Origin of the sequence: Mesorhizobium sp. M0011, from assembly GCF_040324155.1 — a bacterium.
GTDB lineage: Bacteria > Pseudomonadota > Alphaproteobacteria > Rhizobiales > Rhizobiaceae > Mesorhizobium.
In genome coordinates this window covers 83,694-108,526 of sequence record NZ_JAMYVQ010000008.1, presented here as the reverse complement: position 1 = coordinate 108,526, position 24,833 = coordinate 83,694, and the positions used below count along the sequence as shown (strand labels likewise).

The 24,833-nt window shown below is 62.5% G+C and carries 22 protein-coding genes; 9 read left to right on the top strand and 13 right to left on the bottom strand.

The annotated features are described in order from the left end of the window. Positions 1–121: 121 nt before the first annotated feature. On the bottom strand, positions 122–838 hold the full coding sequence (locus NKK51_RS11860) for a DNA-3-methyladenine glycosylase I (protein WP_352552969.1): 717 nt from the start codon (positions 836–838) through the stop codon (positions 122–124). A 92-nt stretch (positions 839–930) separates the two neighbouring features. Between NKK51_RS11860 and NKK51_RS11855 the strand changes: the two genes are divergently transcribed. Together NKK51_RS11855 and NKK51_RS11850 are read left to right on the top strand one after the other, a co-directional pair. Then, positions 931–1,494, top strand: coding sequence for a DUF1003 domain-containing protein (locus tag NKK51_RS11855; protein ID WP_128303553.1), 564 nt, complete (start codon positions 931–933; stop codon positions 1,492–1,494). Continuing rightward, positions 1,491–2,078 (top strand): DedA family protein, encoded by a 588-nt coding sequence (locus NKK51_RS11850; RefSeq protein WP_352552967.1) that lies wholly within the window; start codon positions 1,491–1,493, stop codon positions 2,076–2,078. The genes NKK51_RS11855 and NKK51_RS11850 overlap by 4 nt, the downstream gene beginning before the upstream one ends. Positions 2,079–2,081: 3 nt before the next feature. Here NKK51_RS11850 and NKK51_RS11845 read toward each other — a convergent pair whose 3' ends face one another. The 3 genes from NKK51_RS11845 to NKK51_RS11835 all read right to left on the bottom strand — a co-directional run bounded on the left by NKK51_RS11845 (position 2,082) and on the right by NKK51_RS11835 (position 3,567). Continuing rightward, complete coding sequence (locus NKK51_RS11845) at positions 2,082–2,669, bottom strand: hemerythrin domain-containing protein (protein ID WP_352552965.1); 588 nt, start codon at positions 2,667–2,669, stop codon at positions 2,082–2,084. 40 nt (positions 2,670–2,709) lie between these two features. Continuing rightward, positions 2,710–3,069 carry a diacylglycerol kinase gene (locus NKK51_RS11840; RefSeq protein WP_023810560.1) on the bottom strand — a complete coding sequence of 120 codons (360 nt, stop codon included), beginning with the start codon at positions 3,067–3,069 and terminating at the stop codon, positions 2,710–2,712. Between the two features lie 81 nt (positions 3,070–3,150). Beyond that, complete coding sequence (locus NKK51_RS11835; protein WP_027036778.1) at positions 3,151–3,567, bottom strand: GFA family protein; 417 nt, start codon at positions 3,565–3,567, stop codon at positions 3,151–3,153. Between NKK51_RS11835 and NKK51_RS11830 the strand changes: the two genes are divergently transcribed. Continuing rightward, positions 3,553–3,798, top strand: a complete 246-nt coding sequence (locus NKK51_RS11830; RefSeq protein ID WP_352552963.1) for a hypothetical protein — start codon at positions 3,553–3,555, stop codon at positions 3,796–3,798. The two genes, NKK51_RS11835 and NKK51_RS11830, sit on opposite strands and share 15 nt — an antisense overlap. A gap of 177 nt (positions 3,799–3,975) precedes the next feature. After that, the gene (locus NKK51_RS11825) at positions 3,976–5,049 is read left to right on the top strand and encodes a diguanylate cyclase domain-containing protein (RefSeq protein WP_352552962.1); all 1,074 of its coding nucleotides are present in this window, start codon (positions 3,976–3,978) and stop codon (positions 5,047–5,049) included. Between the two features lie 104 nt (positions 5,050–5,153). Here the strand turns inward: NKK51_RS11825 and NKK51_RS11820 are convergent, their stop codons facing one another. The 3 genes from NKK51_RS11820 to NKK51_RS11810 form a co-directional block, all read right to left on the bottom strand. Continuing rightward, entirely contained in the window at positions 5,154–6,527 is a 1,374-nt protein-coding gene (locus NKK51_RS11820) for a class II 3-deoxy-7-phosphoheptulonate synthase (protein WP_013531905.1), read from the bottom strand. A 134-nt stretch (positions 6,528–6,661) separates the two neighbouring features. Further along, positions 6,662–10,159 carry a transcription-repair coupling factor gene (mfd, locus tag NKK51_RS11815; protein WP_352552960.1) on the bottom strand — a complete coding sequence of 1,166 codons (3,498 nt, stop codon included), beginning with the start codon at positions 10,157–10,159 and terminating at the stop codon, positions 6,662–6,664. Positions 10,160–10,232: 73 nt separating this feature from the next. After that, positions 10,233–10,520: a succinate dehydrogenase assembly factor 2 gene (locus NKK51_RS11810; protein WP_352552958.1), complete on the bottom strand. Its 288-nt coding sequence runs from the start codon at positions 10,518–10,520 to the stop codon at positions 10,233–10,235. A gap of 92 nt (positions 10,521–10,612) precedes the next feature. Here NKK51_RS11810 and recG point away from each other — a divergent pair, with 92 nt between their 5' ends. Beyond that, the gene (gene recG / locus NKK51_RS11805) at positions 10,613–12,721 is read left to right on the top strand and encodes an ATP-dependent DNA helicase RecG (RefSeq protein ID WP_352552956.1); all 2,109 of its coding nucleotides are present in this window, start codon (positions 10,613–10,615) and stop codon (positions 12,719–12,721) included. Here recG and NKK51_RS11800 read toward each other — a convergent pair. The 4 genes from NKK51_RS11800 to glmS all read right to left on the bottom strand — a co-directional run bounded on the left by NKK51_RS11800 (position 12,673) and on the right by glmS (position 16,068). Then, on the bottom strand, positions 12,673–13,428 hold the full coding sequence (locus tag NKK51_RS11800; RefSeq protein WP_352552954.1) for a DUF502 domain-containing protein: 756 nt from the start codon (positions 13,426–13,428) through the stop codon (positions 12,673–12,675). The two genes, recG and NKK51_RS11800, sit on opposite strands and share 49 nt — an antisense overlap. Positions 13,429–13,507: 79 nt before the next feature. Beyond that, positions 13,508–13,807 (bottom strand): HigA family addiction module antitoxin, encoded by a 300-nt coding sequence (locus tag NKK51_RS11795; protein WP_352552953.1) that lies wholly within the window; start codon positions 13,805–13,807, stop codon positions 13,508–13,510. 37 nt (positions 13,808–13,844) lie between these two features. After that, positions 13,845–14,126 carry a type II toxin-antitoxin system RelE/ParE family toxin gene (locus NKK51_RS11790; RefSeq protein ID WP_352552951.1) on the bottom strand — a complete coding sequence of 94 codons (282 nt, stop codon included), beginning with the start codon at positions 14,124–14,126 and terminating at the stop codon, positions 13,845–13,847. A gap of 118 nt (positions 14,127–14,244) precedes the next feature. Then, complete coding sequence (gene glmS / locus NKK51_RS11785) at positions 14,245–16,068, bottom strand: glutamine--fructose-6-phosphate transaminase (isomerizing) (RefSeq protein WP_352552949.1); 1,824 nt, start codon at positions 16,066–16,068, stop codon at positions 14,245–14,247. Between the two features lie 223 nt (positions 16,069–16,291). On the opposite strand from glmS, the gene NKK51_RS11780 reads away from it, so the two are divergent. Next, positions 16,292–16,666, top strand: a complete 375-nt coding sequence (locus tag NKK51_RS11780) for a hypothetical protein (RefSeq protein WP_023810552.1) — start codon at positions 16,292–16,294, stop codon at positions 16,664–16,666. Between the two features lie 6 nt (positions 16,667–16,672). On the opposite strand, the gene glmU is transcribed toward NKK51_RS11780, so the two are convergent. Both glmU and NKK51_RS11770 read right to left on the bottom strand, forming a co-directional pair. Next, positions 16,673–18,040 (bottom strand): bifunctional UDP-N-acetylglucosamine diphosphorylase/glucosamine-1-phosphate N-acetyltransferase GlmU, encoded by a 1,368-nt coding sequence (gene glmU, locus NKK51_RS11775; protein ID WP_352552948.1) that lies wholly within the window; start codon positions 18,038–18,040, stop codon positions 16,673–16,675. Between the two features lie 161 nt (positions 18,041–18,201). Further along, a complete protein-coding gene (locus NKK51_RS11770) occupies positions 18,202–18,948 on the bottom strand; it encodes a cytochrome c biogenesis CcdA family protein (protein ID WP_023810549.1) in 747 nt (248 codons plus the stop codon). A gap of 186 nt (positions 18,949–19,134) precedes the next feature. Here NKK51_RS11770 and NKK51_RS11765 point away from each other — a divergent pair, with 186 nt between their 5' ends. The 3 genes from NKK51_RS11765 to rnr all read left to right on the top strand — a co-directional run bounded on the left by NKK51_RS11765 (position 19,135) and on the right by rnr (position 24,825). After that, entirely contained in the window at positions 19,135–19,512 is a 378-nt protein-coding gene (locus NKK51_RS11765; RefSeq protein WP_128303545.1) for a COG4315 family predicted lipoprotein, read from the top strand. Positions 19,513–19,863: 351 nt separating this feature from the next. Further along, positions 19,864–22,500, top strand: a complete 2,637-nt coding sequence (gene topA / locus NKK51_RS11760; RefSeq protein ID WP_352552946.1) for a type I DNA topoisomerase — start codon at positions 19,864–19,866, stop codon at positions 22,498–22,500. Positions 22,501–22,506: 6 nt separating this feature from the next. Beyond that, positions 22,507–24,825 (top strand): ribonuclease R, encoded by a 2,319-nt coding sequence (gene rnr / locus NKK51_RS11755; protein ID WP_352552945.1) that lies wholly within the window; start codon positions 22,507–22,509, stop codon positions 24,823–24,825. The last annotated feature ends 8 nt before the right edge of the window (positions 24,826–24,833 follow it).

Here is a 24,833-nt window from a genome sequence, read left to right as displayed (position 1 = left end):
ACTTAGCGCGGCAAAATTGCCCGGGCAATGGCGTTCGTTTGGACCAATTCGGACCGATTGACATACGTCAACCGTGTACGGACCGATCAACGTACTTCAATCGTGGCGATACGACCAGGTATCAGTCGTCGCCCATATATTCGCGCAGCGCTTGCGGCGAATGGTTCTCGCCGATCGACATCGCCAGGATGCGTGAAATATGCCGGCGCGGCAGATGCGTCTCCGCTGCCCATTGGTTGATTTGCCTCTGGATCTTGTCCAGGTCCTTCTTCGAAGTCGGGCTTTCGGCGATGTCTAGGCCGGCGTCGCGCAACGCCGCGGCCATATCGCCCGAGATGACGAACGCATCCCAACCCAGCCAGCGCAGGAAATACTGGCCCGTATTGCCGCCCAGCCGGCTGCCATGCTTGCCGAGCCAGGCCATCAGCCCGACCTGGTCGTCAGCCGGCCAGTTGGCGAGGAATTGGCCGAAACCGCCATATTCCTTCGACACGCGCTCGACGAAGGCAGCGTTGTCGCGCACGGATCTGATCTTCTGCGGGTTGCGCACGACGCGCTGGTCGGCCGTCAGATCGTGCCAGAAATCATCGGGCTGGAACAACAGCCGCTTCGGCTCGAAGCGCAGGAACGCCTCTTCGAAGCCTGGCCATTTCTGCTCGATGACCCGCCAGACGAAACCAGCGGCGAAGACGCGTTCGGCCATAACAGAGAGAATGCGGTCATCGGCGATGTCAGCCACGGCGGCATTGTCAGGCGCCGGACCCAGCAGCGACGTCAGTTCCTCTTCGCCGCCCTTGCGTTTTGCGGCGCGTGCGCGAATTTTCTTGAAATCGGCCATTGGTCCCTCGGCAACTGGAATCAATCTAACACTTCCCGTGTGAGCCGGCAGCCTCTACCTCTTACGGCAAGCCAAAGACCCTGGAGATGGCCATGAACAAGACGATCGACGACCTGGCGAACCGCTGGCTCAAGCGGCGGCCGGACGGCCTCAGCCAACTCGAAAGCCGGGTGCTGCAATCGACGCTCGAACGCACCACCATCTCGCGGGACACCAACAAGGCTGTTGCCTTCCACCAGACCTTCGGCGACCGGCTTGCCGATACGATCGCCCGCATCGGCGGCTCATGGTCCTTCATCCTGACCTTTCTCGCCTTTCTGATCCTGTGGACATCAGGCAATGTGTGGCTGCTGTCACGCGACGCCTTCGATCCCTACCCGTTCATCTTCCTGAACCTCGTTCTATCGATGGTCGCCGCCTTGCAGGCGCCGGTGATCATGATGGCGCAGAACCGCCAGACCGAACGCGACCGCATCGACGCCGCCCACGATTATGAGGTCAATCTGAAGGCCGAGATCGAGATCATGGCGCTGCATGAAAAGCTGGATGAACTCCGCCACGGCCAGATCCTCGGTATGCGCGACGAGATCGTGCGGCTGGCCGATCTCGTCAAGCGGATCGACGAAAGGCTGTCTTCGCAGCAGTCGGCTTCATGACCGACGCGATCCATCATTTCATCGAACAATACGGGCTGCTCGCGGTCTTTATCGGTTGCGTCGCGGAGGGCGAAAGTGCCGCCATCCTTGGCGGCTTCTTCGCCCACCAGCAGGTCTTCGTCCTGTGGCACGCGGTTCTTGCGGCCGCGCTCGGCGCCTTCGTCGGCGATACTTTCTTCTTCATCCTCGGACGAAGCTTCGCCGACCATCCCTATGTCGTCAGATTGCGCAAACGGCCCGGCTTCCGCCGCGCCTTTCGGCTGCTCAACACCCATCCCGACATTTTCGTGCTGTCCAACCGCTATATCTATGGCATGCGCCTCGTCGGCGGCATTGCAGCCGGGCTTTCCAACATTGCCGCGCCGCGCTTCGTCATCCTCAACGCGCTTTCATCGGCGGTCTGGGCGGTACTGTTCGGCACGATCGGTTATGTCTTTGGACTGGGAGCCGAGCACGTCATCGGCCAGGCGTTGATGCATCACGAACGGTTGCTGATCGGGCTTGGCATCGGCCTGACCGTGGCCGTTCTGGCATGGCTCGTCGCCCGTCACATCGCCAGGAAGGAACGCGCCAGGGAGGACTGATCGTCAATCCACGCCGAGCGCCTGATCCCCCCGATCGAGGATCAGCGGGATGATCAGGTCTTCCTCGTCGGCAAGATGCCTTGTCAGCATAGCGATCAGCCGGCTGTTTTCGTCGGCATAGGCGTCGGCGGCAAAGCGCTGTCTGTCTTCGTTTTCCTGAAGCGTCTTGATGAACGCATTGGCCGCCTCGGCATTGCGCTCCAGCCCTTCATGAATGGTGTGATGGTCGGCATCGAGAATCTCGAAGCCGCGCTTCAAACGGGGCTCGGCCTTGGCGAAGACCGGAAAATATTGATAATCCTCGACATTGTGGTGACCGTCGAGATGCCCAAGAAAATGATCGAGGCGCGGCGCGAACCAGCGCGCGAAATCAGGCGCCGTCAGCCGTCCCTCACGGTAGTCTCCAATACCGTTGGCCAGCATGCCGCCAAGTTCGCGGAACATGTCGTGCCGCTGCAGCCACATATTGGCGATGCCATGGATGTTGGCATGGTCCTGCCAGTTTTCACGCGGGTATTTTTCGACGAGCCAGCGCAGATCGTCTGGCAGGCCAGCACGCTCAAGAAGCAGAAAGCTCGTGGCTTCGGACATGACAGTCTCCTTTGGTGACTGGCATGTAGGCATCGAAAGGCTAGATCGGTAGTCCCGTAATCCGCTCGATAATGGCGATACCCCAGACGCCGGCGACGATGAGCACCGAAATCAGCACCGCCAGCGAACCGCAATCCTTGGCCAACTGGATATCGACATTGAACTCGCGGCTGAAAGCGTCGCATGCCGCCTCGATGCCGGTGTTCAGCACTTCGACCATGATCAAGAGCAGCACGGCGCCGATCAGCAAAGCATAACCGCGCCACGAGATCGAAACGAACCAGCCGAGCGGCAAGGCAAGCGCCAGCAGCATCAGCTCCTGCTGGAAAGCCTTCTCGCTGGTGGCCAGCTTGCGAAACGCCCGCACCGAATTGAAATAAGCATCGATCAGCCGCTGCATGCCAAACCCCTTTGCGAATCACCGGCACGGGATAATGCAATGGCTGGGCAGATCAATGGAATAAGGTGACTTGTCCAAGATTCATTCAGCAACCGGTATGGACGGTGTCGACTTTTCAAACTGTGGCAGCCCGTCGTCGATCGAATAATAGTCGCCCTTGTCACCGACGAAGATATGGCATTCCCCCTCAAGGCCTGTCGGCTTGTCGAACGATCCCGCCATGACTGAAACGTAGTCCTGGTCTCGCGGCTTCCAGAACAGCACCGATCCGCATGCCTTGCAGAACCCACGCCTGGCGAAGGTAGAGGCTTCGTACCAGGTGATACTTTCCGTGCCCTCGATCACAATGTCGGCGTTGGCAACATTGGTCGCGGCATAGAAATGTCCGCTCTGCTTGCGGCATTGCGAGCAATGGCAATAGACGACGCCACGCAGCGCTCCGTTCGTTCTGAAGCGGACGGCTCCGCACAGACACGATCCCTGGTGACCATCACTCACGTCGACCTCCTTGAAGAAAAGTGCCTGGCATCGCCTTCAGGATTCCAGCTTTGCGGCGCACGCACGCAAGCAAATGCGACATGTGCTGGCGTGGAGAATCCGAAATTCGGTTTCACTTTCAAGAATGCGATGCGCGAATCGCGAATTCAAGCCGCCGCACCGGCGTTGTTTCCAACTGTTGGACGCGCGGATTACGGCTTTTACAGCCCCCAGACAGAGAAAACCCGCTGAACCTCTGCCAGTTAAGGAAACTTTAGCGACAGCGCATTTATGGTCACCTGCAAGCGAAGGCCGTGGGTGGGGACGCATCCTTTCGCAAATTTTTCCGAAGCGTCGGTCGCATTCCCCAGGGCTCGGCGACAAAGGGAATCCGTGAATTCCGCGGAACATCCGAGGGGAAGAACCAAGATGCAGCCGGCAGCTGTCCCGACCGAACGAAGCACCGACATGGCAGCCAATGTTGTCGCGACAATGCGCCAGTTGGGCGTGCTCGGCCTGCCGCGCAATTACGAGATCTTCTATGAGGCCCTGAGCGGCACCAATCGCGAACTCAGCCTGGCCGTCGTTTCGCTGGCCAGCCGGCCGACACAAGATGAACTGGATCAGATCGGGCGCACTTTCTTTGCCCACAACCATGGTCCTGGCATCGTCGAGCATGCCAGAGACGTCATTGCCAGGGAGCTTGAGGAGGTTGCTTCGCTGCTGCGGAGCGAGCGCAGCCACATCGAGAAATACGGCAGGATCCTCGATGAGACATCGAGCGGCCTCAGCGGCCGCAGCCTTCTCTCTCAGGATCTCCTGCAGAAGATCGCCAACGCCATGGCGGTTGCCACCAATTCGACGATCGATCACGGCCGGCAGGTGGCCTCGACGCTCAGCGACAAGACGGCCGAACTCGAGAGCGTCAAGTCGAAGCTTGAGGAGTATAAGCGGCTGGCCGACACCGATCCGTTGACCCATATCTGGAATCGGCGCGCCTTCGACAAGGAGATCACCAGGATCTACAACAGCAACAGGGGTATCCTGTTCAACGCCCTGGTTCTTGCCGACATCGACCGCTTCAAGGACATCAACGACCGCTATGGCCACCCGGTCGGCGACAAGATCATCCAGAGCATCGCCGATATTTTCCAGACCAGCATTCGCGGCGACATGTTCGTCGCCCGCACCGGCGGCGAGGAGTTCGCGCTGATCATCGAGGGCGCCAGCGAGGACGCCACCTATGACGTCGCGGAGCGTATTCGTGCCCTGATCGCGCAGACGCCGTTCACCAGCAGCCAGGCCGGTACGAATTACGGCACCGTTACCGTCTCGATGGGTATCTGCATGGCGTCCGAAGCCGAAGGACCCGAAGATCTCTACACCAAGGCCGACCGGGCGCTCTATCGCTCGAAGGTCAGCGGCCGCAACCGCGTCACCAGGCACTCGACGATGGCAGGCCCCCGGGCCGGCAAGAGCTGGCTGCTCTACAAGAAGGACTGACAGTCCCTGCCCGCTGGTGCCGGGAACACTGGACTAGCGCAGACATAAAAGGCGCCCGATTTGTCGGACGCCCTTTCGTGGATCTTATTCGGACTGCGCGAAAATCAGCCGTTGGCAACCTGCTTGTGCTGCACCGGGTGGCTCTTCTTCAACAGATCCGAGACCAGGAACGCCAGTTCGATCGCCTGGTCGGCGTTAAGACGCGGATCGCAATGGGTGTGGTAGCGGTCCTGCAATTCCTCGGCGGTGATGGCGCGCGCGCCACCGGTGCATTCGGTGACGTTCTTGCCGGTCATCTCGACATGGATGCCGCCCGGATGCGTGCCTTCGGCGCGGTGCACCTCGAAGAAGGTCTGCACCTCCTTCAGAATGCGGTCGAACGGCCGCGTCTTGTAGCCGGCGGCCTCGATCGTGTTGCCGTGCATCGGATCCGACGACCACACCACGGAGCGGCCTTCCTTCTGCACCGCGCGCACCAGCTTCGGCAGATGGTCGGCGACCTTGTCGGAACCGAAGCGGGCGATCAGCGTCAGCCGGCCGGGCTCGTTCTCGGGATTGAGCAGGTCGATCAGCTCCAGCAAGCCGTCCGGCGTCAGCGACGGACCGCATTTCAGGCCGAGCGGGTTCTTGATGCCACGGCAATATTCGACATGCGCATGGTCGGGCTGGCGGGTGCGGTCTCCGATCCAGATCATGTGACCCGAGGTGGCGTACCAGTCGCCGGAGGTCGAATCGACACGCGTCAGTGCCTCCTCGTAGCCGAGCAGCAGCGCCTCGTGGCTGGTGTAGAAATCGGTCTCGCGCAGCGCGTAGTTGGTTTCCGAGGTGATGCCGACGGCCTTCATGAAGTCCATCGTCTCGGTGATGCGGTTGGCAAGAGACTCGTATTTCTCGCCCTGCGGACTGTCGGACACGAAGCCGAGCATCCAGCGGTGCACATTCTCCAGGCTGGCATAGCCGCCTTGCGCGAAGGCGCGCAAAAGGTTGAGCGTCGCCGCCGACTGGCGATACGCCATCTCCTGGCGAGCGGGGTCCGGAATGCGCGACTTGGGGTCGAATTCGATGCCGTTGATGATATCGCCGCGATAGCTGGGCAGCGTCACCTCACCCTTGGTCTCGTTGTCGGACGATCGCGGCTTGGCGAACTGGCCGGCAACGCGGCCGACCTTCACCACCGGCTGCGCGCCGGCGAAGGTGAGCACCACGGACATCTGCAGGAAGACGCGGAAGAAGTCGCGGATGTTGTCCGCGCCATGCTCGGCGAAGCTCTCGGCGCAATCGCCGCCCTGCAGGAGGAATGCGTCACCGGCGGCGACAGAAGCGAGCTGCTTCTTCAGCTTGCGCGCCTCACCGGCAAAAACCAGCGGCGGAAAGGTTGCGAGCTGGGCCTCCGTGTTCTTCAGCGCGGCAAGGTCCGGATAGGCAGGGACCTGCTTGATCGGCTTTGCTCTCCACGAATTCGGCGACCATTTCGTCATCGCTGCACCCAACGCTCTTTCCAGCGGCCTATACTCCGCCATTCCCGCCCCCATTTGGGGATCGCGGCTCCATACACGAAGCCGATTTCCTATTCTAGACCGGAATTCAAGCGCTGGCGAATGGTCCGGGCGGGCTATGCCGCCTTCTCCACCAGCCGCGCCAACTGCGTCATGACCACCGCCGAGCCCGCCAATCGCTTCTCGGGGGTTGGCCAATCGCGTACGAAGACGACGCTGTGGTCCGGCCGGATCTTGGCCAGCGAGCCCTGCTCGCCGATGAACCGGACGAGCCCAACCGGGTTGGAGAATTCGCGCTTGCGGAAATGAATGACGACGCCCTTCGGCCCGGCGTCGAGCTTCTCGACATTGGCTTTGCGGCAGAGCGCCTTGATGAAGACGATCTTGAGCAGATGCTTGACCTCTTCCGGCAGCGGGCCGAAGCGGTCGATCAGCTCGGCGCCGAAAGCGTCGATTTCCTCGGTGTTCTCAAGATCGCCGAGACGGCGATAAAGCGCCAGCCGAAGCTGCAGGTCCGGAACATAGCTTTCCGGGATCATCACCGCCGTGCCGACGGCAATCTGCGGCGACCAGCCGCCATCCTGGACCTCGCCGGAATCCTTCACCTCGGCGACAGCCTCTTCCAGCATCTGCTGGTAGAGCTCGAAGCCGACCTCCTTGATGTGGCCGGACTGCTCTTCGCCGAGAAGATTGCCGGCGCCCCTGATATCGAGATCGTGGCTGGCGAGCTGGAAGCCGGCGCCCAGAGTATCGAGCGATTGCAGCACCTTCAGCCTCCGCTCCGCGGTGTCGGTCAGCTTGCGGTTGGCCGGCAGCGTGAACAGCGCATAGGCGCGCACCTTCGAGCGGCCGACGCGGCCGCGCAACTGATAAAGCTGCGACAGGCCGAACATGTCGGCGCGATGGATGATCAGCGTGTTGGCGGTCGGGATGTCGAGGCCGGATTCGACGATGGTCGTGGACAACAGCACATCGTACTGGCCGTCGTAGAAGGCATTCATGATGTCGTCGAGTTCGCCCGGCGGCATCTGGCCATGGGCCACCGCCACCTTCAACTCCGGCACGGATTCCTTCAGGAAATCATGGATTTCCGAGAGATCGCTGATGCGCGGCACCACATAGAAGGAATGGCCGCCACGATAGCGCTCGCGCAGCAGCGTCTCGCGGATGACCAGCGGATCGAAGGGCGAGATGAAGGTGCGCACCGCCATGCGGTCGACCGGCGGCGTGGCGATCAGCGACAGTTCGCGCACCCCGGTCAACGCCAGTTGCAGCGTGCGCGGGATCGGCGTCGCCGACAGCGTCAGCACGTGCACGTCGGTCTTCAAATCCTTCAGCCGCTCCTTGTGCTTGACGCCAAAATGCTGCTCTTCGTCGATGATCAGCAGGCCAAGGTTCTTGAACGAGATTGCGGAACCGAGCAGCGCATGCGTACCGATGACGATGTCGACCTGGCCCTCGGCGATACCTTTCTTGGTCTCGGCCAGTTCCTTGGCGCCGACTAGCCGCGACGCCTGGCCGACACGGATCGGCAGGCCGGAGAAACGCTGCGAAAAGGTCTTGAAATGCTGGCGCGACAACAATGTCGTCGGCACCACAACCGCCACCTGAAAGCCTTCCATCGCCGCGATGAAGGCAGCGCGCAGCGCCACTTCGGTCTTGCCGAAGCCGACATCGCCGCAAATCAGCCGGTCCATCGGCTTGCCGGCAGCAAGATCGTCGCGCACTGAATCGATGGCCGTCTGCTGGTCGTCGGTCTCTTCATAGGGGAAGCGGGCCGCGAACTCGCCATAGAGGCCTTCTGCCGGCACCAGTGGGGGTGCGGAGCGCATCTGCCGCTCGGCGGCGATGCGGATCAATTGACCGGCCATGTCGAGCAGACGTTTCTTCAGCCGCGCCTTGCGCGATTGCCAGGCGCCGCCGCCAAGCTTGTCCAGCGTCGCCTCGGCCGTGTCAGAACCGTAGCGCGACAGGAGTTCGATATTTTCCACCGGCAGGAACAGCCGGTCGTCACCGGCATAGTGGATTTCCAGGCAGTCATGCGGTGCGCCGACCGCCTCGATGGTGCGAAGGCCAATAAAACGGCCAATGCCGTGGTCGGCATGAACAACAATGTCGCCGGCCGACAGCGCCGAGGCCTCGGCGATGAAATCCGAGGGACGCTTCTTGCGTTTCGAACGCCGGATCAGCCGGTCGCCCAAAATGTCCTGTTCGGCGACGACGACCAGTTTTTCGGTCTCGAAGCCGGATTCGAGCGGCAGCACGGCCAGGGCCGCCTGACCCGGTTCGAGCTTTTCGGCTTCCGCCAGCGTCGCCACCTGCTTGAGGTTGCCGAGATGGTGTTCGGCAAGGATCTGGCCAAGCCGGTCGAGCGAGCCTTCGGTCCAGCCGGCTATGACGACGCGGCGGCGCGCCGCGCGCTCATCGGCGATGTGTTTGACGACGACATCGAACACGTTGGCGTTCGGATCGGCGCGCTCCTCGACGAAGCTGCGGCCGTGGCGCGAGCCGGCGTGATAGACCTTCTTGCCGCCAACGTCGGGTGCGTCGAATGGGGTGAAGTCGATTGCTTCACGCGGCCCTAGCGAGGCAATCAGGTTTTCCGGGGAGAGATAGAGCAGGTCCGGTGCGACCGGCTTGTAGGGCACGGCGTCCTTCAAGGCACCGTCCGCCTGCTTCTTGCGCGCCTCGTAGTGGTCGAGGATCAGCGTGTGGCGCTCGGCCAGCGCCTCATGCGCCAGATGGTCGAAGATGACAGGCGTGTCAGGCAGATAGTCGAACACCGTCTCCAGCCGCTCATAGAAAAACGGCAGCCAGTGTTCCATGCCGGCAAACCGCCTGCCTTCGCTGACTGCTGCATAGAGCCCGTCATCGCGCTGTGGAGCGCCAAAGGCTTCGATATAGGAGCGGCGGAAACGGCTGATGGTTTCCGGCGTCAGCGCCACTTCGCTCATCGCCTGCAACGCCATCGACTTGCGCTGGCCGGTGGTGCGCTGCGTGGCGGCGTCGAAGACACGGATCGATTCCAGCGTGTCGCCGAAGAAGTCGAGCCTGAGCGCTTCGGTCCAGCCGGGGGCGAAAAGGTCGAGAATGCCGCCGCGCACCGCGAATTCACCGATACCGCGCACGGTCGGCACGCGTTCGAAACCGGACGTTTCCAGTCGCGACACCAGTACGTTCATGTCGATCTGGTTGCCGGGCCTGGCGTGGAAGGTCTGTGCCTCGACGAGATCCGCCGGCGGAATGCGCTGCAGCAGCGCATTGGCGGTGGTGAGAATGACGGCGCGGTGCGGCTTCTTCGCCAGCGCGATCATGGCGGTCAGTGCATCGAGGCGCTTGGCGGCCGCATCCGAGCCGGGCGAGACGCGGTCGTAGGGCAAGCAATCCCAGGCCGGCAGTTCCAGCACCGGCAGGCCGGGGGCCGCGAAAGACAGCGCCTCGATGATCGCCGGCAGGCGCTGACCGTCGCGCGCGACGAACAGAACCGGCTTGTCGGGCGCGATCTCGAGTGCTGCCTGCACCAGCGCAAAGGCTTCGTAGCCATCGGCGACGCCGTCGACGATGAACTGACCGGCGCGGTCTTTCGGCAAACCGATGGTGGGAATGAGGGTCATCAAATCACGGTCTTGTTTTTATCGCAATTCCCCAGGGAAAACCGCTTCGTACTTTTCCTGGAATTGCTTGTGTTCAGAATGTCAGAGAACGGCGGAAAGCCAGGATCTTTTGCAGGACGGCACAATCGATGTCGGCCGGCACCGGGCGTTCGCCGGTGACCATGGGCAGGAATTCGGTGTCGGGAATGTCGAGGAGCCTCTCATATTGGTCGATTTCCTCAGCCGTCAAGGCGCCGATCTCAGCGTCGGCGAAAGTGCCGAGGATCAGGTCCATCTCGCGCATGCCGCGATGCCATGAGCGAAACAGAAGCTTGCGGCGGTGGGCGTCCAACCCCTCGCTTGATCTCGTCGTTCCAGTCATTGTGCCGCATCCTCACTTGCTGCGGCGCATATAGCGTGGATAGAAGGTGCTGTCAGCCTTGCGCTGTAACCGCCGCGACATAAGCTGACATCATGCGCCCCACCATCCTCGATCCGCTCTTTGTTCCGATCACCTCGCTTGCCGGCGTCGGGCCGAAGGTTGGCGCCCTGATCGAGAAGGTCGTCGCCGCCGACCTCGGTGACCGCCCCGCCCGCGCGGGCGACCTTCTGTTCGTGCTGCCGCACACCGTCATCGACCGCCGCAGCCGGCCGGGCATCGCAGGATCCGCGGAGGGCCAGATCGTGACGCTGGAGGTGCGCATCGACCGCCACCAGCCGCCGCCGCGCGGCAACAGGTCGGTGCCTTACCGGGTCTTCGCCCATGACGACACCGGCGAGATCGCGCTGACCTTCTTCCATGCTCACGCTTCCTACCTCGAAAAGGCGATGCCCGAGGGCGAGCATGTCGTGGTCTCGGGCCGCATGGAATGGTTCAATGGCCGCCCGAGCATGGTCCACCCCGACCATATCGCGCTGGCCAGCGAGGCGGAAAACCTGCCGCTGGTCGAACCGGTCTATCCCCTGACAGCCGGGCTCTCGGGCAAGGTGCTACGCCGGGCGATCGGCCAGGCGCTGGCGCGTGTGCCCGAATTTCCCGAATGGCAGGAGGGCGCTTTCATGCGCCGCCACACGTCTCCCTCCTTTGCCGGCGCGCTTGCCCGCATCCACAATCCGGCCGACCCGATCGATGTCTCCGTCGATGGCGCTGCCTGGCGGCGCCTCGCCTATGATGAGCTGCTGGCGGGCCAGGTCTCGCTGGCGCTGGTGCGGGCAAAAGTCCGCCGCCTGTCCGGCCGCCCCCTGGTCGGCGACGGCCGCATCGTCGAAAAACTGCGAGCCGCACTGCCCTATTCGCTGACATCGAGCCAGGAGTTCGCGCTAGCCGAAATCAATGCCGACCTCGCCGATCCCGAGCGCATGCTGCGGCTTCTGCAGGGCGATGTCGGCTCCGGCAAGACGGTCGTCGCGCTGCTGGCCATGGCGCGGGCTGTCGAGGCTGGCGGCCAGGCAGCCTTGATGGCACCGACCGAAATCCTGGCGCGCCAGCATCTGGCGACCATCACGCCGCTTGCCGCCAAGGTCGGGCTGCGCATCGCCATCCTCACGGGCCGCGAGAAGGGCCGCGAACGCGCTGATACGCTGGCCGGCCTGGCAAGCGGCGAGATCGACATCGTCGTCGGCACCCATGCGCTGTTCCAGGAGACGGTCATGTTCCACGACCTGGTCTTTGCCGTGATCGACGAGCAGCACCGTTTCGGCGTCCATCAACGGCTCGCCATCACCGCCAAGGGCGACGCGCCAGACATGCTGGTGATGACGGCCACTCCCATCCCGCGCACGCTGGTGCTGACCGCTTTCGGCGACATGGACGTGTCGAAACTGACGGAAAAACCGGCCGGCCGCCAGCCGATCCGTACCGTTACGCTGCCACTCGAGCGGCTCGACGAACTGGTCGACCGCATGGTGGACGCCGTCGCCGGCGGCCAGAAGATCTACTGGATCTGTCCGCTGGTCGAGGAATCCGAAGAAATCAAGCTGATGTCGGCCGAGGACCGCTTCGCCTCGCTGAAACCATTGTTCGGCGACCGTATCGGGCTCGTTCACGGCCGCATGAAAGGTGCCGACAAGGACGAGGCGATGCGCGCCTTCAACCAAGGCGAGACACGCATCCTGATCGCCACCACGGTCATCGAGGTCGGCGTCGACGTGCCGGATGCCACCGTCATGGTCATCGAGCATGCAGAGCGCTTTGGCCTGGCCCAGTTGCATCAGTTGCGCGGCCGGGTCGGGCGTGGTGACAAACCCTCCTCCTGCGTGCTGCTCTACAAGGACCCGCTCGGCGAGACCGCAAAACGCCGGCTGTCGGTGATGCGCGAGACCGAGGACGGGTTCCTGATCGCCGAGGAGGACCTGAAGCTGCGCGGCGAAGGCGAATTGCTGGGCACCCGCCAGTCCGGCACGCCAGGTTTCCAAGTGGCGCGCATCGAGGCGCATGCCGACCTTCTGGAGGCCGCTCGCGACGACGCCAGGCTGATCCTGTCGCGCGATCCAGAGCTGCAATCGCAGCGTGGCGAGGCGTTGCGCCTGCTGCTTTATTTGTTCGGCCGCGACGAGGCCGTGCGGCTCCTGCGCGCCGGCTGAGCCAGGGCGGCAACCGACGGGTTGGCGAGCATTCCCTCGATCGGCTCGCCATTCACGACAACCATTTGCTTGACCTCGGGCGCCACCAGCCCGGCCGAGACGATCAGCTTGGCGCCGTCCTCGATCGTCATGTCGAGCAGCATGATGTCCGACTTCGGCACATACATCAGGAATCCGGTGGTCGGGTTCGGCGTGCACGGCATGAACACGGCAATCAGCGGATCGCCTTCCTGGTCAAGCTTCTGGTTGATCTCGGTTTCCTTCTCGCTGGCGACGAACACCAGCGACCACACACCCTTGCGCGGATATTCGACCAGCCCGACCTGGCGGAACATGTCACCCTTGTTCGACAGCACGGTCTCGAAAATCTGCTTCAGCGAGCCATAGATGCCCCGCACCAGCGGCATGCGGCCAAGCAGGCGCTCGCCGAAATTGACGATGGCGCGGCCGACGATGTTGGCTGTCAGGAAGCCGATCAGCGTGATCAGGATCAGCGCCACGATCAGCCCGAACCCCGGCACCGGAAACGACAAATAGGTGTCAGGGCTGTAGCGGGCCGGAATATAGGGTTTCACCCAGGAATCGACCCAGCCGATGAAAGACCAGGCGATATAGGCGGTGATCGCCAATGGCGCACAGACGACGAAGCCTGTGAGGAAATAGTTCCTCAGCCGGGTCACGCCGGAGGTCTTGGGAGCATCGGACATGGTTCACCGGGGCGCGGGTTGCAGCGCAACATAGTGAACCAGAGGACGTATTGGAACTGCGAAGTTTTTAAAGAGCCGATTATGCCGCCACTTCCAGCGGTTCGATTTTCTCGAGTTCCGGCGCCAGTTTCCTGGCTTCGGTTTCAAGCTCATAGGCCTGTTGAAAATTCATCCAGAATTCGGGTGTGGTGTTGAAAAATCTGGCGAGGCGGAGGGCCGTATCGGGGGTCAAGCCGATCTCCTCCTTGGCAATGCGCTCGATACGGGTGCGCGGAAGATTGAGCTTTTTTGCCAGCGCGCCGGCACTCATGCCGAGCGGGGCGAGATATTCTTCGCGCAGGAATTCTCCAGGATGAACTGGACGTGCGAACTTGAGCATAATTCAGGGTCCTCAAGGGTTCAGGGCAAATGCCTGCTCAATGGTAATCGACGATCTCCACGTCTTCAGCGCCAGCGTCGGTCCATTTGAAGCAGATGCGCCATTGGTCGTTGATGCGAATTGAATGCTGTCCGGCGCGGCTCCCTTTCAGGGCTTCGAGGTGATTTCCGGGCGGCGATCGAAGGTCATTCAGTTGGGCAGCGTTGGCAATTGCGCGGAGGCGACGTTCGCCGCGGGCAACCAAATCCGGCGGAAAGCCTTTTGGCGCCTTCCCTTCGGCAACCGCTTCGACCGCCTTGCCTTTGAACGAAACGATCAATAACGCGCCCTCTGGACTGTATCATACATTGATTCAGACCAGCACGCAAGCAAATGTATCATCGGCCGATACAAATTTACCGCCGGTTGATCGGTGGCAAATGGTGAGTTGCCGATAGCTACTCCACCGTCACCGATTTCGCCAGATTGCGCGGCTGGTCGACGTCGGTGCCCATGAACACGGCGGTGAAATAGGCGAGCATCTGGATCGGCAGCGCGTAGATGATCGGGGAGATGATTTCCGGCACGTCCGGCAGCACGATCGTCTCCATCGTCTTGACGCTCGTCAGAGCCGCGCCCTTGCTGTCGGTGAGCAGGATGATCTTGCCGCCGCGCGCCGCCACTTCCTGCATGTTCGACACGGTTTTCTCGAAAATGCGGTCGTGCGGCGCGATGACGATGACCGGCATGTTCTCGTCGATCAGTGCGATCGGGCCATGCTTCAGTTCGCCGGCTGCATAGCCTTCGGCGTGGATATAGGAGATTTCCTTGAGTTTTAGCGCGCCTTCCATGGCCAGCGGGAAATTGGTGTCGCGGCCGAGATAGAGCACGTTCTTATAGTGCGCGAGGTCGCGCGCGATCTTTTCGATCTGATTGTCGAGCTTCAGCACCTGATTGGCATAGCGCGGTGCTTCCGAAAGCTCGCGCACAAAGGTCTTTTCCTGCTCCTTCGAGATTGTCCCGCGCGCCACGCCGGCACGCACGGCAAGCGATGCCAGCACGGACAGCTGGCAGGTGAACGCCTTGGTCGAGGCAACGCCGATCTCCGGTCCCGCCAGCGTCGGCAGCACGACGTCGGATTCGCGCGCCATCGTCGATTCCCGCACATTGACGACGGCGCCGATCTTCATCCCCGCCTTGCGGCAGTAGCGCAGCGAGGCCAGCGTGTCGGCGGTCTCGCCCGATTGCGAGATGAAGAAGGCGGCATCGTTCTTCGACAGCGGCATTTCGCGGTAACGGAATTCCGAAGCGACATCGATGTCGACCGGCAGCCGCGCGTAACGCTCGAACCAGTACTTGCCAATCAGGCCGGCGAGATAGGCGGTGCCGCAGGCCGAAATCGCCAGCCGGTCGATTTTGGCGAAATCGAAAGGCAGGTCGAGCGGCTTGGAGACGCCGCCGACAAAATCCAGATAATTCGCCAGCGTGTGCGAGATGACCTCGGGCTGCTCATGGATTTCCTTCTCCATGAAATGGCGCCGGTTGCCCTTGTCGACCATGAAGCTGGTCGAAAGCGACTGCTGGCGCTTGCGGTCGACCTTTGTGCCGTCGATGTCGAAGATGGTGACGCCGCCGCGGCGCACCACCGCCCAGTCGCCATCTTCGAGATAGGTGATCGAATTGGTGAACGGTGCGAGCGCGATGGCGTCGGAGCCCAAAAACATCTCGCCATCGCCATGGCCGACGGCCAAAGGCGGACCGTTGCGCGCGCCGACGATCAGGTCTTCATCGCCCTTGAACATGATGGCCAGCGCGAAGGCCCCTTCCAGCCGCTTCAGCGCCTGGTGCGCGGCTTCGACCGGCTTCAGCCCCCTGGCGAGTTCGCGCGCCACCAGATGCGCCACGACCTCGGTGTCGGTCTGCGACGAAAAAGAATAGCCGTCGCGGATAAGTTCTTCGCGCAATTCGGCGAAATTCTCGATGATGCCGTTGTGGACGATGGCGACGCCGTCGGAAAAATGCGGGTGCGCATTCGTCTCGTTGGGCACGCCATGCGTCGCCCAGCGCGTGTGACCGATGCCGATCGTGCCATCGAGCGGCTCGTCCTTGAGCCGGCGCTCCAGGTTGATCAGCTTGCCTTCGGCACGGCGCCGGGCGAGTTCGCCACGCTCGATGGTGGCGACGCCGGCCGAGTCATAGCCGCGGTACTCCAACCGCTTCAACGCATCGACGATGAGCGGCGCAACCTGCGAGTGGCCGACGATTCCAACGATACCGCACATGCAGAAAGCCCCCGAATCCCCGGAAAACCAGCACTATTTAGGGATGGCCGGCCTGCCGTGAAAGTCACATTGCATTTCGTCCCGTGTAACGGAACGCTCATTCTTGTCGATGCACCATGACAGACCGCTCTTGCAATCCGGTTACTGCAATCGTTCGGTTTGTCAGGCTTCGGTTTTCAGACGATGGTTTTCACCAGAGAGATATCTCGCTAATAGCCCTGCCATGAGCGAGAGCAAGCCCACCGTAACCCTCTGGCGCCCTGTCGGCCCCAGGGAACTGAAACTGATCCAGGCCTCGGGGATGCAGGCGTTTCCGCCGCGCCTGCCCGAGCAGCCCATTTTCTATCCCGTGACGACCGAAGCCTATGCGGTGCAGATCGCACGCGACTGGAACGTGCCGGCCAGCGGCTCGGGGTTCGTCACCCGGTTCGACGTTCTCAAGAGCTTTCTCGACCGCTACCGGGTCGAGCACGCTGGCAGCAAGGCGCATCTGGAATACTGGATTCCGGCCGAAGATCTCCCTGAATTCAACAAGGCGATCGTCGGCAAGATCGAAGTCACGGCCGCTTTCGGCAAGGACGCGAAGACTTCCGGCTAACGCCCGTTATCCAGCAGCCTTTTTCTTCGCCGCCGCCGCCGAAGCAAAGCGCTCGCGCAATTCCTTGCCCTTGCCTGGAATCGTCTTCTGGCGGGCGCGGCCGAAGGCCAGCGCGTCGTCGGGCACGCTTTCGGTGATCACGCTGCCCGAGGCGATGTAGCCGCCCTTGCCGATGGTGACAGGCGCCACCAGCGACGAATTGGAGCCAATGAACGCGCCCTCGCCGATGTCCGTGAAGAATTTCGAATAGCCGTCATAATTGCAGGTGATGGTGCCGGCGCCGATATTGGCACCCGCGCCGACGCGGGCATCGCCGATATAGGTCAAATGGTTGACCTTGGCGCCCTCCTCGATAACGGCCTGCTTGACCTCGCAGAAATTGCCGACTTTGGCCTTGTTCCGGAGATCCGCACCCGGCCGCAGCCGCGCATACGGCCCGACATCGCAATTGGACGCAATGGTGGCGCCTTCGATATGGCTGAACGCATGGATCTTGGCGCCCGTGGCGATCTTCACGCCCGGGCCGAACCAGACATTGGGCTCGACGATGGTGTCAGCGCCAATCTCGGTGTCGTGCGAGAAATACACCGTCTCCGGCGCAATCAGCGTCACACCCGACAGCATCGCTTCGTGTCGGCGACGCGCCTGCCAGATACCCTCAGCTTGCGCCAGTTCGGCGCGATTGTTGATGCCGAGCGCGCTCTCGAAGCTGGCTTCGGTGGCGACGACGTCAAGGCCGCGCCCGCTGGCGATCTCGACAATGTCGGTGAGGTAGTACTCGCCCTTGGCATTCTTGTTGCCGACCTGATCGAGCAGCTTCAGCGCATGGGCGCCGGCTACCGCCATCATCCCGGCATTGCAGAAGCCGATTTTTTTCTCCTCCTCGGAGCAATCCTTTTCCTCGCGGATGGCGACCAGCTTGCCGTCCTTTTCGATCAGCCGGCCATAGCCCGTCGGGCTGGGCGGACGGAAGCCAACCACGACGACGGCCGCACCTTCCGCCAGTTTCAGCCGCGCCACGGTCAGCGCATCCGCGTCGATCAGCGGCGTGTCGCCGAACATCACCAGGATATCGTCATAACCCTTTGATATCGCATCGCGCGCGGCGAGCACGGCATGCGCGGTGCCGAGGCGCTTGTCCTGCACGAAGGTCTCGGCCTTCGGAGCGAATTTCGCCGCCGCCTTGCGCATCTCTTCGGCCCCATGGCCGATCACCAGCGCCTGGCTGCCGGCACCAGCGGCTTCGGCCGCCTTCACCACATGGGCGACCATCGGCAGGCCGGCGATCTGGTGCAGCACCTTCGGCAGCACGCTCTTCATGCGCGTGCCTTCGCCGGCGGCAAGGATGACGGACAGGCAGGATCTCTGGCTCATGGAACGACAACCATATGAAAAGGGTTGGGAATCAAAGCATGCTAGCAGTGGCGCCATGCTTCACCAATGCGGTTAAATTCCGGTGCGATGGTAGAGCAACTGACTTTTAATCAGCGGGTCCACAGTTCGATCCTGGGCTCAGCCTGGGCATTTGCCCGCCGCTACCCCAGCCGCCCCAGCACCGGGAAATTCTCCAGCAGCCAGTAGGAAACGGTCTGCACGCCGCCGGTGAGGAAAAACACGCCGGCAACGACCAGCAGCGCGCCGATCGCCTTTTCGACACGGCCGAGATGGACGCGGAATTTGCCGAGGAAGCGCATGAAGGCGCCTGAAAACAGCGCGGCGATCAGGAACGGGATGCCCAGCCCGAGCGAATAGGCGGCGAGCAGCAGCGCGCCCTCGCCCACCGTTTCGCGACCACCTGCCAGCGTCAGGATCGGCCCCAGCACCGGGCCGATGCAGGGCGTCCAGCCGAAGGCGAAAGCCAGCCCCATGACATAGGCGGCGACAGCACTCGCCGGTTTTCCCTGCGACTGGAAGCGCGCCTCGCGCGACAGCAGCGGAATGCGCAGGATGCCGAGGAAATTCAGGCCCATCAGGATGATCAGCACACCGGCGCCCATTGCCAGCGGCTCCTGCCAGACGCGCAGCAGCCGGCCGATGGTCGAGGCGCCGGCGCCCAGCGCGACAAAGACGGTCGAGAAGCCGAGCACGAAGGCGATCGAGGAAAAGAGCAGCGCGCCGCGTGCGCCTTCACGCGCTGTCGCACCGGCATTGCCGCGGAAATCGTCGACCGACACGCCGGCCATATAACAGAGATAAGGCGGCACCAGCGGCAGCACGCAAGGCGACAGGAACGAGATAGCTCCCGCCCCGATCGCGCTGACATAGCCGATGTCCAATGCCATTTCCAAGAACTCCAATGCCGTGACGCCGATATAGCGACGCGCAGCCTTGTCCACCAATCACCATTGTGTTGGCAAGATCATCCATTGCCCGACGCACTTGCCAGGAAGAAACGACGGCTCGCAGGCGTTGATGCTGTGAGGCCGCGATTTCCCGCGCGTCTCCAGATATCAGTCAGGGAGATTTCCATGAAAACCATAACCGCAGGACTGGCAGCGCTTCTACTCAGCACCGCCGCATCCTTCGCCGCCGACGCGTGGAAGGAAGCCGAGGTCAATGGCACCAAGATCTACACCGACGCCAACGGCATGACGCTTTACACCTATGACAAGGACGAGAAGGGCAAGACCAACTGCTACGACAAATGCGCCACCAACTGGCCGCCGCTGAAGGCCGAAGCCGGCGCCAAGGCGGATGACGAATGGACCGTTGTCGACCGCACCGACGGCACCAAGATGTGGGCCTATGACGGCAAGCCGGTCTACACCTTCATAAAGGACAAGAAGCCCGGCGACGTGACCGGCGACGGCGTCGGCGAAGTCTGGCACATCGTCAAGGCCGACTAAGCCACTCTATCCCAGTCCCGCCTGCTGACTGGTCGCCGGGCATCGCTCCATGCCGCCGGCGGCCAGCATCAATCAGCCGTTCTGGCGTCGAACCGACGCTATTCCCGGCCGTCACTCCGCGACTCGGTGGAAACCAGGTCGTTTTCGCCGGCTCGGCACCACATCTCCCTTTCCCAAAATTCTGTGATTTTCTCCATACACTCTTAGAGTGTATTGCTGCGGACCGGCCCGCAATTTGGGCGCTTCCCCTTGACCGGATGCAAAAGCGCGGCCATGTGAGCGACAAATAGAACGAGATTTCGTCGCGCGCAGCGGAATTCTTCTGCCGCACCACAGCTGATATGAGACCTCATGGACGTCGTCGTCGTCGAATCGCCGGCCAAGGCGAAGACAATCAACAAATACCTCGGCAAGAACTACAAGGTTCTGGCCTCGTTCGGCCATGTCAGGGATTTGCCGGCCAAGGATGGCTCGGTGCGTCCGGATGAGGATTTCGCCATGTCCTGGGCGGTCGACACCGCCTCTGGCAAACGGCTTGCCGACATAGCCAAGGCGGTCAAGGATGCCGACGGCCTGATCCTCGCCACCGATCCGGATCGCGAAGGCGAGGCGATTTCCTGGCATGTGCTGGAAGTGCTGAAGCAGAAGCGTGCGCTGAAGGACAAGCCGGTCAGCCGCGTCGTCTTCAACGCCATCACCAAATCGTCGGTTCTGGAGGCGATGGCCAATCCGCGCCAGATCGATGCGCCGCTGGTCGATGCCTATCTCGCCCGCCGGGCGCTGGATTATCTCGTCGGCTTCACGCTGTCGCCGGTGCTGTGGCGCAAGCTGCCGGGCGCCCGCTCGGCCGGCCGCGTCCAGTCGGTTGCGTTGCGTCTCGTCTGCGACCGCGAATCCGAGATCGAGCGCTTCATCCGCGAGGAATACTGGCAGATCGCCGCCCTGCTGGGCACGCCGCGCAACGAGAATTTCGAAGCGCGGCTGACCGCCTTCGACCGCAAGAAGCTGCAAAAGCTCGACATTTCCAACAAGGCGCAGGCCGACGACATCAAGTCGATGCTTGATGGCGCAACCTTCAAGGCGGTGTCGGTGGAAGCCAAGCCGACCAAGCGCAATCCCGGCCCGCCTTTCACCACTTCGACCCTGCAGCAGGCCGCTTCGTCAGGTCTCGGCTTCTCGGCCAGCCGCACCATGCAGGTCGCGCAACGTCTCTATGAAGGCATGGAGATCGGCGGCGAGACCACAGGTCTCATCACCTATATGCGAACCGACGGCGTGCAGATGGCACCCGAGGCGATCGACGCCGCACGCGACGCCATTGCCAAGGAATTCGGCGCAAAATACCTGCCGGAAAAGCCGCGCCAATATACGGCCAAAGCCAAGAACGCCCAGGAAGCGCACGAAGCGATCCGCCCGACGGATTTCATGCGCACCCCGGCATCGGTCAGGCAATATCTCGATTCCGACCAGATGCGGCTCTATGAGCTGATCTGGAAGCGCGCCATCGCCAGCCAGATGCAGTCCGCCGAGATCGAGCGCACCACCGCCGAGATCGAAGCGGTCAACGGATCGCGCACCGCGGAGCTGCGTGCTATCGGTTCGGTCGTTCGCTTCGACGGCTTCATCGCCGCCTACACCGACCAGAAGGACGACGATGCGGAAGACGAGGAAAACCGTCGGCTGCCCGAAATCCGCGCCGGCGAGCAGCTTGCCCGCCAGGCGATCAATGCCACCCAGCACACCACCGAGCCGCCGCCGCGTTATTCGGAAGCTTCGCTAATCAAGAAGCTGGAAGAACTCGGCATCGGCCGGCCTTCCACATATACGGCGATCCTGAAGACGCTCGAAGACCGCGACTATGTCACCATCGACAAGCGCCGGCTGGTGCCGCAGGCCAAGGGCCGGCTGCTGTCGGCCTTCCTCGAAAGCTTCTTCAAGCGCTATGTCGAGTACGACTTCACGGCATCTCTGGAAGAGAAGCTCGACGAGATTTCCGACGGCAAGCTCGCCTGGAAGGACGTGCTGCGCGATTTCTGGAACGATTTTTCCGGTGCCGTCGCCGACATCAAGGAACTGCGCGTCACCGACGTGCTGGACGCGCTGAATGAAGAGCTGGCGCCGCTGGTGTTCCCCGCGCGCGAAGACGGTTCGAACCCGCGCATCTGCCCGAAATGCGGCACCGGCAATCTGTCGCTGAAACTCGGCAAGTTCGGCGCCTTCGTCGGTTGCTCCAACTATCCCGAATGCTCCTTCACCCGCCAGCTCGGCGACGCCGCCAATCCGAATGGCGAGAATGGCGGCGGCGAGGACGGCACCAAGGTCATCGGTAAGGATCCCTACACGTCAGAGGAAATCACGCTGCGGAGCGGCCGCTTCGGCCCCTACCTGCAGCGCGGCGACGGCAAGGAAGCCAAGCGCTCCAGCCTGCCCAAGGGCTGGACGGCAGAATCGATCGATCACGAAAAGGCGCTGGCGCTGCTGTCGCTACCCCGCGATGTCGGCCAGCATCCGGAAACGGCCAAGATGATCTCGGCCGGGCTCGGCCGCTACGGTCCGTTCGTGCTGCATGACGGCACCTATGCCAATCTCGAGAGCATCGAGGACGTGTTCTCGATCGGCCTCAACCGCGCCGTGTCGGTGATCGCCGAGAAGCAGTTGAAGGGCAAGGGCGGACGCAATGGCGGCACTGCCGCTGCGCTCAAGGAGCTTGGCGACCATCCCGATGGCGGCGGCAAGATCGTCGTGCGCGACGGCAAATACGGACCTTACGTGAATTTCGGCAAGGTCAACGCCACCCTGCCCAAGGGCAGGGATCCACAGTCGGTGACCATCGAGGACGCGCTGGCGCTGATTGCCGAGAAGGAAGCCAAGGGCGGCGGCGGCAAGAAGCCGTTCCGCAAGGCAGCGGCGGCCAAGGCCCCGGCAACCAAGAAAGCAGCCGCCAAGAAGCCGGCTGCGAAGAAGCCGGCCGCGAAGAAAAAAGGATAGGGCAGCGTGGCGCGCAAGATCACCGGCAGAACCCACGGCGATCCGCGCACCGCCGACACCAGGGCCAAGGTCAAGGACGACTACCGGCCGTCGCGTGACGAAATTTTGCGCTACATCGCCGAAAATCCCGATCGCGCCGGCAAACGCGACATCGCGAAAGCTTTCGCACTGCGCGGCGACGACCGCATCTGGCTGAAGGATCTGCTGCGCGACTTGCAGGACGAAGGCGTCCTTACCAAGGAACGCAAGGGGTTGGCCCGCGTCGGCGCCCTGCCCCATGTCACGGTCCTCGATATTTTTGACCGTGATGCCGATGGCGTGCTCTTGGCGCGTCCTACCGAACACACGGCCAATGGGCCGCCGCCCATCGTTTCCATCCGCCTGTCGCGCAGTGGCGGTGGACCGGCGCCCGGCATTGGCGACCGCGTGCTGGCCAAGACCTTTCCGGCCGACGACACGAACGTCGCCCTGGGCGGCCCCGCCTACACCGGGCGGGTGGTGAAGATTTTCGAAAAACGCACCGATGCCGTGCTCGGTGTCTTTCGCATCTTGCAGGACGGCACCTTCCGCATCGAACCGGTGGAACGGCGCCAGCCCGAACTGATCGTCGACAAGGAATTCCAGAACGGCGCCAAGAACGGTGACCTGGTCGAGGTCGAGCCGGCGCGGGCTTCCCGCTATGGGCTGCCGAGGGCCAAGGTGCTCAACGTGCTGGGCTCGCTGACCAGCGAAAAGGCGGTCTCGATGATCGCCATCCACGCACACGACATTCCGCATATCTTCCCGGCCGACGTCATCGCAGAATCCGAAGCGGTCAAACCCGCGACGCTGGATCACCGCGAGGATTGGCGCGACCTGCCGTTGATCACCATCGATCCGGCCGACGCCAAGGATCATGACGACGCCGTCTTCGCCACGCCGGATCTCGACGAGAAGAACCCGGGCGGCGTGGTCGCCACTGTCGCCATCGCCGACGTCGCCGCCTATGTGCGCTACGGCACGGCACTCGACCGCGAAGCGCTGAAGCGCGGCAATTCGGTGTATTTCCCGGATCGCGTCGTGCCGATGCTGCCCGAGCGCATCTCCAACGATCTCTGCTCGCTGCGCGAGGGCCAGGACCGGCCGGCATTGGCAGTGCGCATGGTTTTTTCGGCCGAGGGCCGCAAGCTCAGGCACTCCTTCCATCGCGTCATGATGAAGTCGGCGGCAAAGCTCGCCTACCAGCAGGCTCAGGCGGCGATCGAGGGCGCGCCGGACGACAAGACAGGCCCGATCCTCAAAACCGTGCTGAAGCCACTGTGGGACGCCTATGCGATCCTGAAGCGCGGCCGCGATGGCCGCCAGCCGCTCGAACTCGACCTGCCGGAGCGCAAGATCGTGCTAAAGCCGGACGGCACCGTCGATCGCGTCATCGTGCCGGACCGGCTCGATGCCCACAAGCTCATCGAAGAATTCATGATCCAGGCCAATGTCGCGGCGGCCGAAACGCTCGAAGCGAAGAAACAGGAACTGGTCTATCGCGTCCATGACGCGCCATCGCTGGCCAAACAGGAATCGCTGCGCGAGTTCCTGCAGACATTGGGCCTGTCACTTGCGCGCGGCGCGCAGATGCAGCCAAGCCAGTTCAACGGCATTTTGGAGCGCGTGCGCGGCGCCGACAATGAAGGCCTGGTCAACGAAGTGGTTCTGCGCTCGCAGAGCCAAGCCGAATACTCGCCAAAGAACATCGGCCATTTCGGTCTCAACCTCCGCCGCTACGCCCATTTCACCTCGCCGATCCGCCGCTATGCCGATTTGATCGTGCATCGCGGACTTATTGCCGCACTCGGATTGGGTCCGGGCGGGCTGACGCAGGACGAAGCGGCACGGCTCGAAGATGTCGCGGTGCTGATTTCCGGCACGGAACGCCGCGCAATGGCGGCCGAGCGGGACACGGTCGACCGTCTGATCGCCAGCTATCTCGCCGAACGCGTCGACGACCGGTTCGATGCCCGCATCTCCGGCGTCACCAAGTCAGGACTATTTGTCCAATTGCCGCAGTACGGCGCGGATGGCTTCATCCCGGTGTCAACTCTGGGCGGCGATTACTATATATACGATGAAACCGCTCGCTCCCTGTTCGGAGAACGCTCGGGCAAAGGTTATCAGCTCGCGGACCGTGTCGAGGTCCGACTCATTGAGGTGGCGCCGATGGCCGGGGCGATGCGCTTCGAGATGTTGACCGACCCGAAGCCTCTGCCGGGCTCCAAGCGGTCGTTTCACAAGGCCAAGGGCCGCGCCCGCGCGTCGCAATCGCGACCGGGTTCGCGCGGCAGGAGACGATGATGACAACA

Excerpts from the sequence above, each read along its gene's own strand:
- NKK51_RS11860 (WP_352552969.1), bottom strand. The coding sequence starts at position 838 with ATGGCCGATTTCAAGAAAATTCGCGCACGCGCCGCAAAACGCAAGGGC.
- NKK51_RS11855 (WP_128303553.1), top strand. The coding sequence starts at position 931 with ATGAACAAGACGATCGACGACCTGGCGAACCGCTGGCTCAAGCGGCGG.
- NKK51_RS11850 (WP_352552967.1), top strand. The coding sequence starts at position 1,491 with ATGACCGACGCGATCCATCATTTCATCGAACAATACGGGCTGCTCGCG.
- NKK51_RS11845 (WP_352552965.1), bottom strand. The coding sequence starts at position 2,669 with ATGTCCGAAGCCACGAGCTTTCTGCTTCTTGAGCGTGCTGGCCTGCCA.
- NKK51_RS11840 (WP_023810560.1), bottom strand. The coding sequence starts at position 3,069 with ATGCAGCGGCTGATCGATGCTTATTTCAATTCGGTGCGGGCGTTTCGC.
- NKK51_RS11825 (WP_352552962.1), top strand. The coding sequence starts at position 3,976 with ATGCAGCCGGCAGCTGTCCCGACCGAACGAAGCACCGACATGGCAGCC.
- NKK51_RS11820 (WP_013531905.1), bottom strand. The coding sequence starts at position 6,527 with ATGACGAAATGGTCGCCGAATTCGTGGAGAGCAAAGCCGATCAAGCAG.
- mfd (WP_352552960.1), bottom strand. The coding sequence starts at position 10,159 with ATGACCCTCATTCCCACCATCGGTTTGCCGAAAGACCGCGCCGGTCAG.
- NKK51_RS11810 (WP_352552958.1), bottom strand. The coding sequence starts at position 10,520 with ATGACTGGAACGACGAGATCAAGCGAGGGGTTGGACGCCCACCGCCGC.
- recG (WP_352552956.1), top strand. The coding sequence starts at position 10,613 with ATGCGCCCCACCATCCTCGATCCGCTCTTTGTTCCGATCACCTCGCTT.
- NKK51_RS11800 (WP_352552954.1), bottom strand. The coding sequence starts at position 13,428 with ATGTCCGATGCTCCCAAGACCTCCGGCGTGACCCGGCTGAGGAACTAT.
- NKK51_RS11795 (WP_352552953.1), bottom strand. The coding sequence starts at position 13,807 with ATGCTCAAGTTCGCACGTCCAGTTCATCCTGGAGAATTCCTGCGCGAA.
- glmS (WP_352552949.1), bottom strand. The coding sequence starts at position 16,068 with ATGTGCGGTATCGTTGGAATCGTCGGCCACTCGCAGGTTGCGCCGCTC.
- NKK51_RS11780 (WP_023810552.1), top strand. The coding sequence starts at position 16,292 with ATGAGCGAGAGCAAGCCCACCGTAACCCTCTGGCGCCCTGTCGGCCCC.
- glmU (WP_352552948.1), bottom strand. The coding sequence starts at position 18,040 with ATGAGCCAGAGATCCTGCCTGTCCGTCATCCTTGCCGCCGGCGAAGGC.
- NKK51_RS11770 (WP_023810549.1), bottom strand. The coding sequence starts at position 18,948 with ATGGCATTGGACATCGGCTATGTCAGCGCGATCGGGGCGGGAGCTATC.
- NKK51_RS11765 (WP_128303545.1), top strand. The coding sequence starts at position 19,135 with ATGAAAACCATAACCGCAGGACTGGCAGCGCTTCTACTCAGCACCGCC.
- topA (WP_352552946.1), top strand. The coding sequence starts at position 19,864 with ATGGACGTCGTCGTCGTCGAATCGCCGGCCAAGGCGAAGACAATCAAC.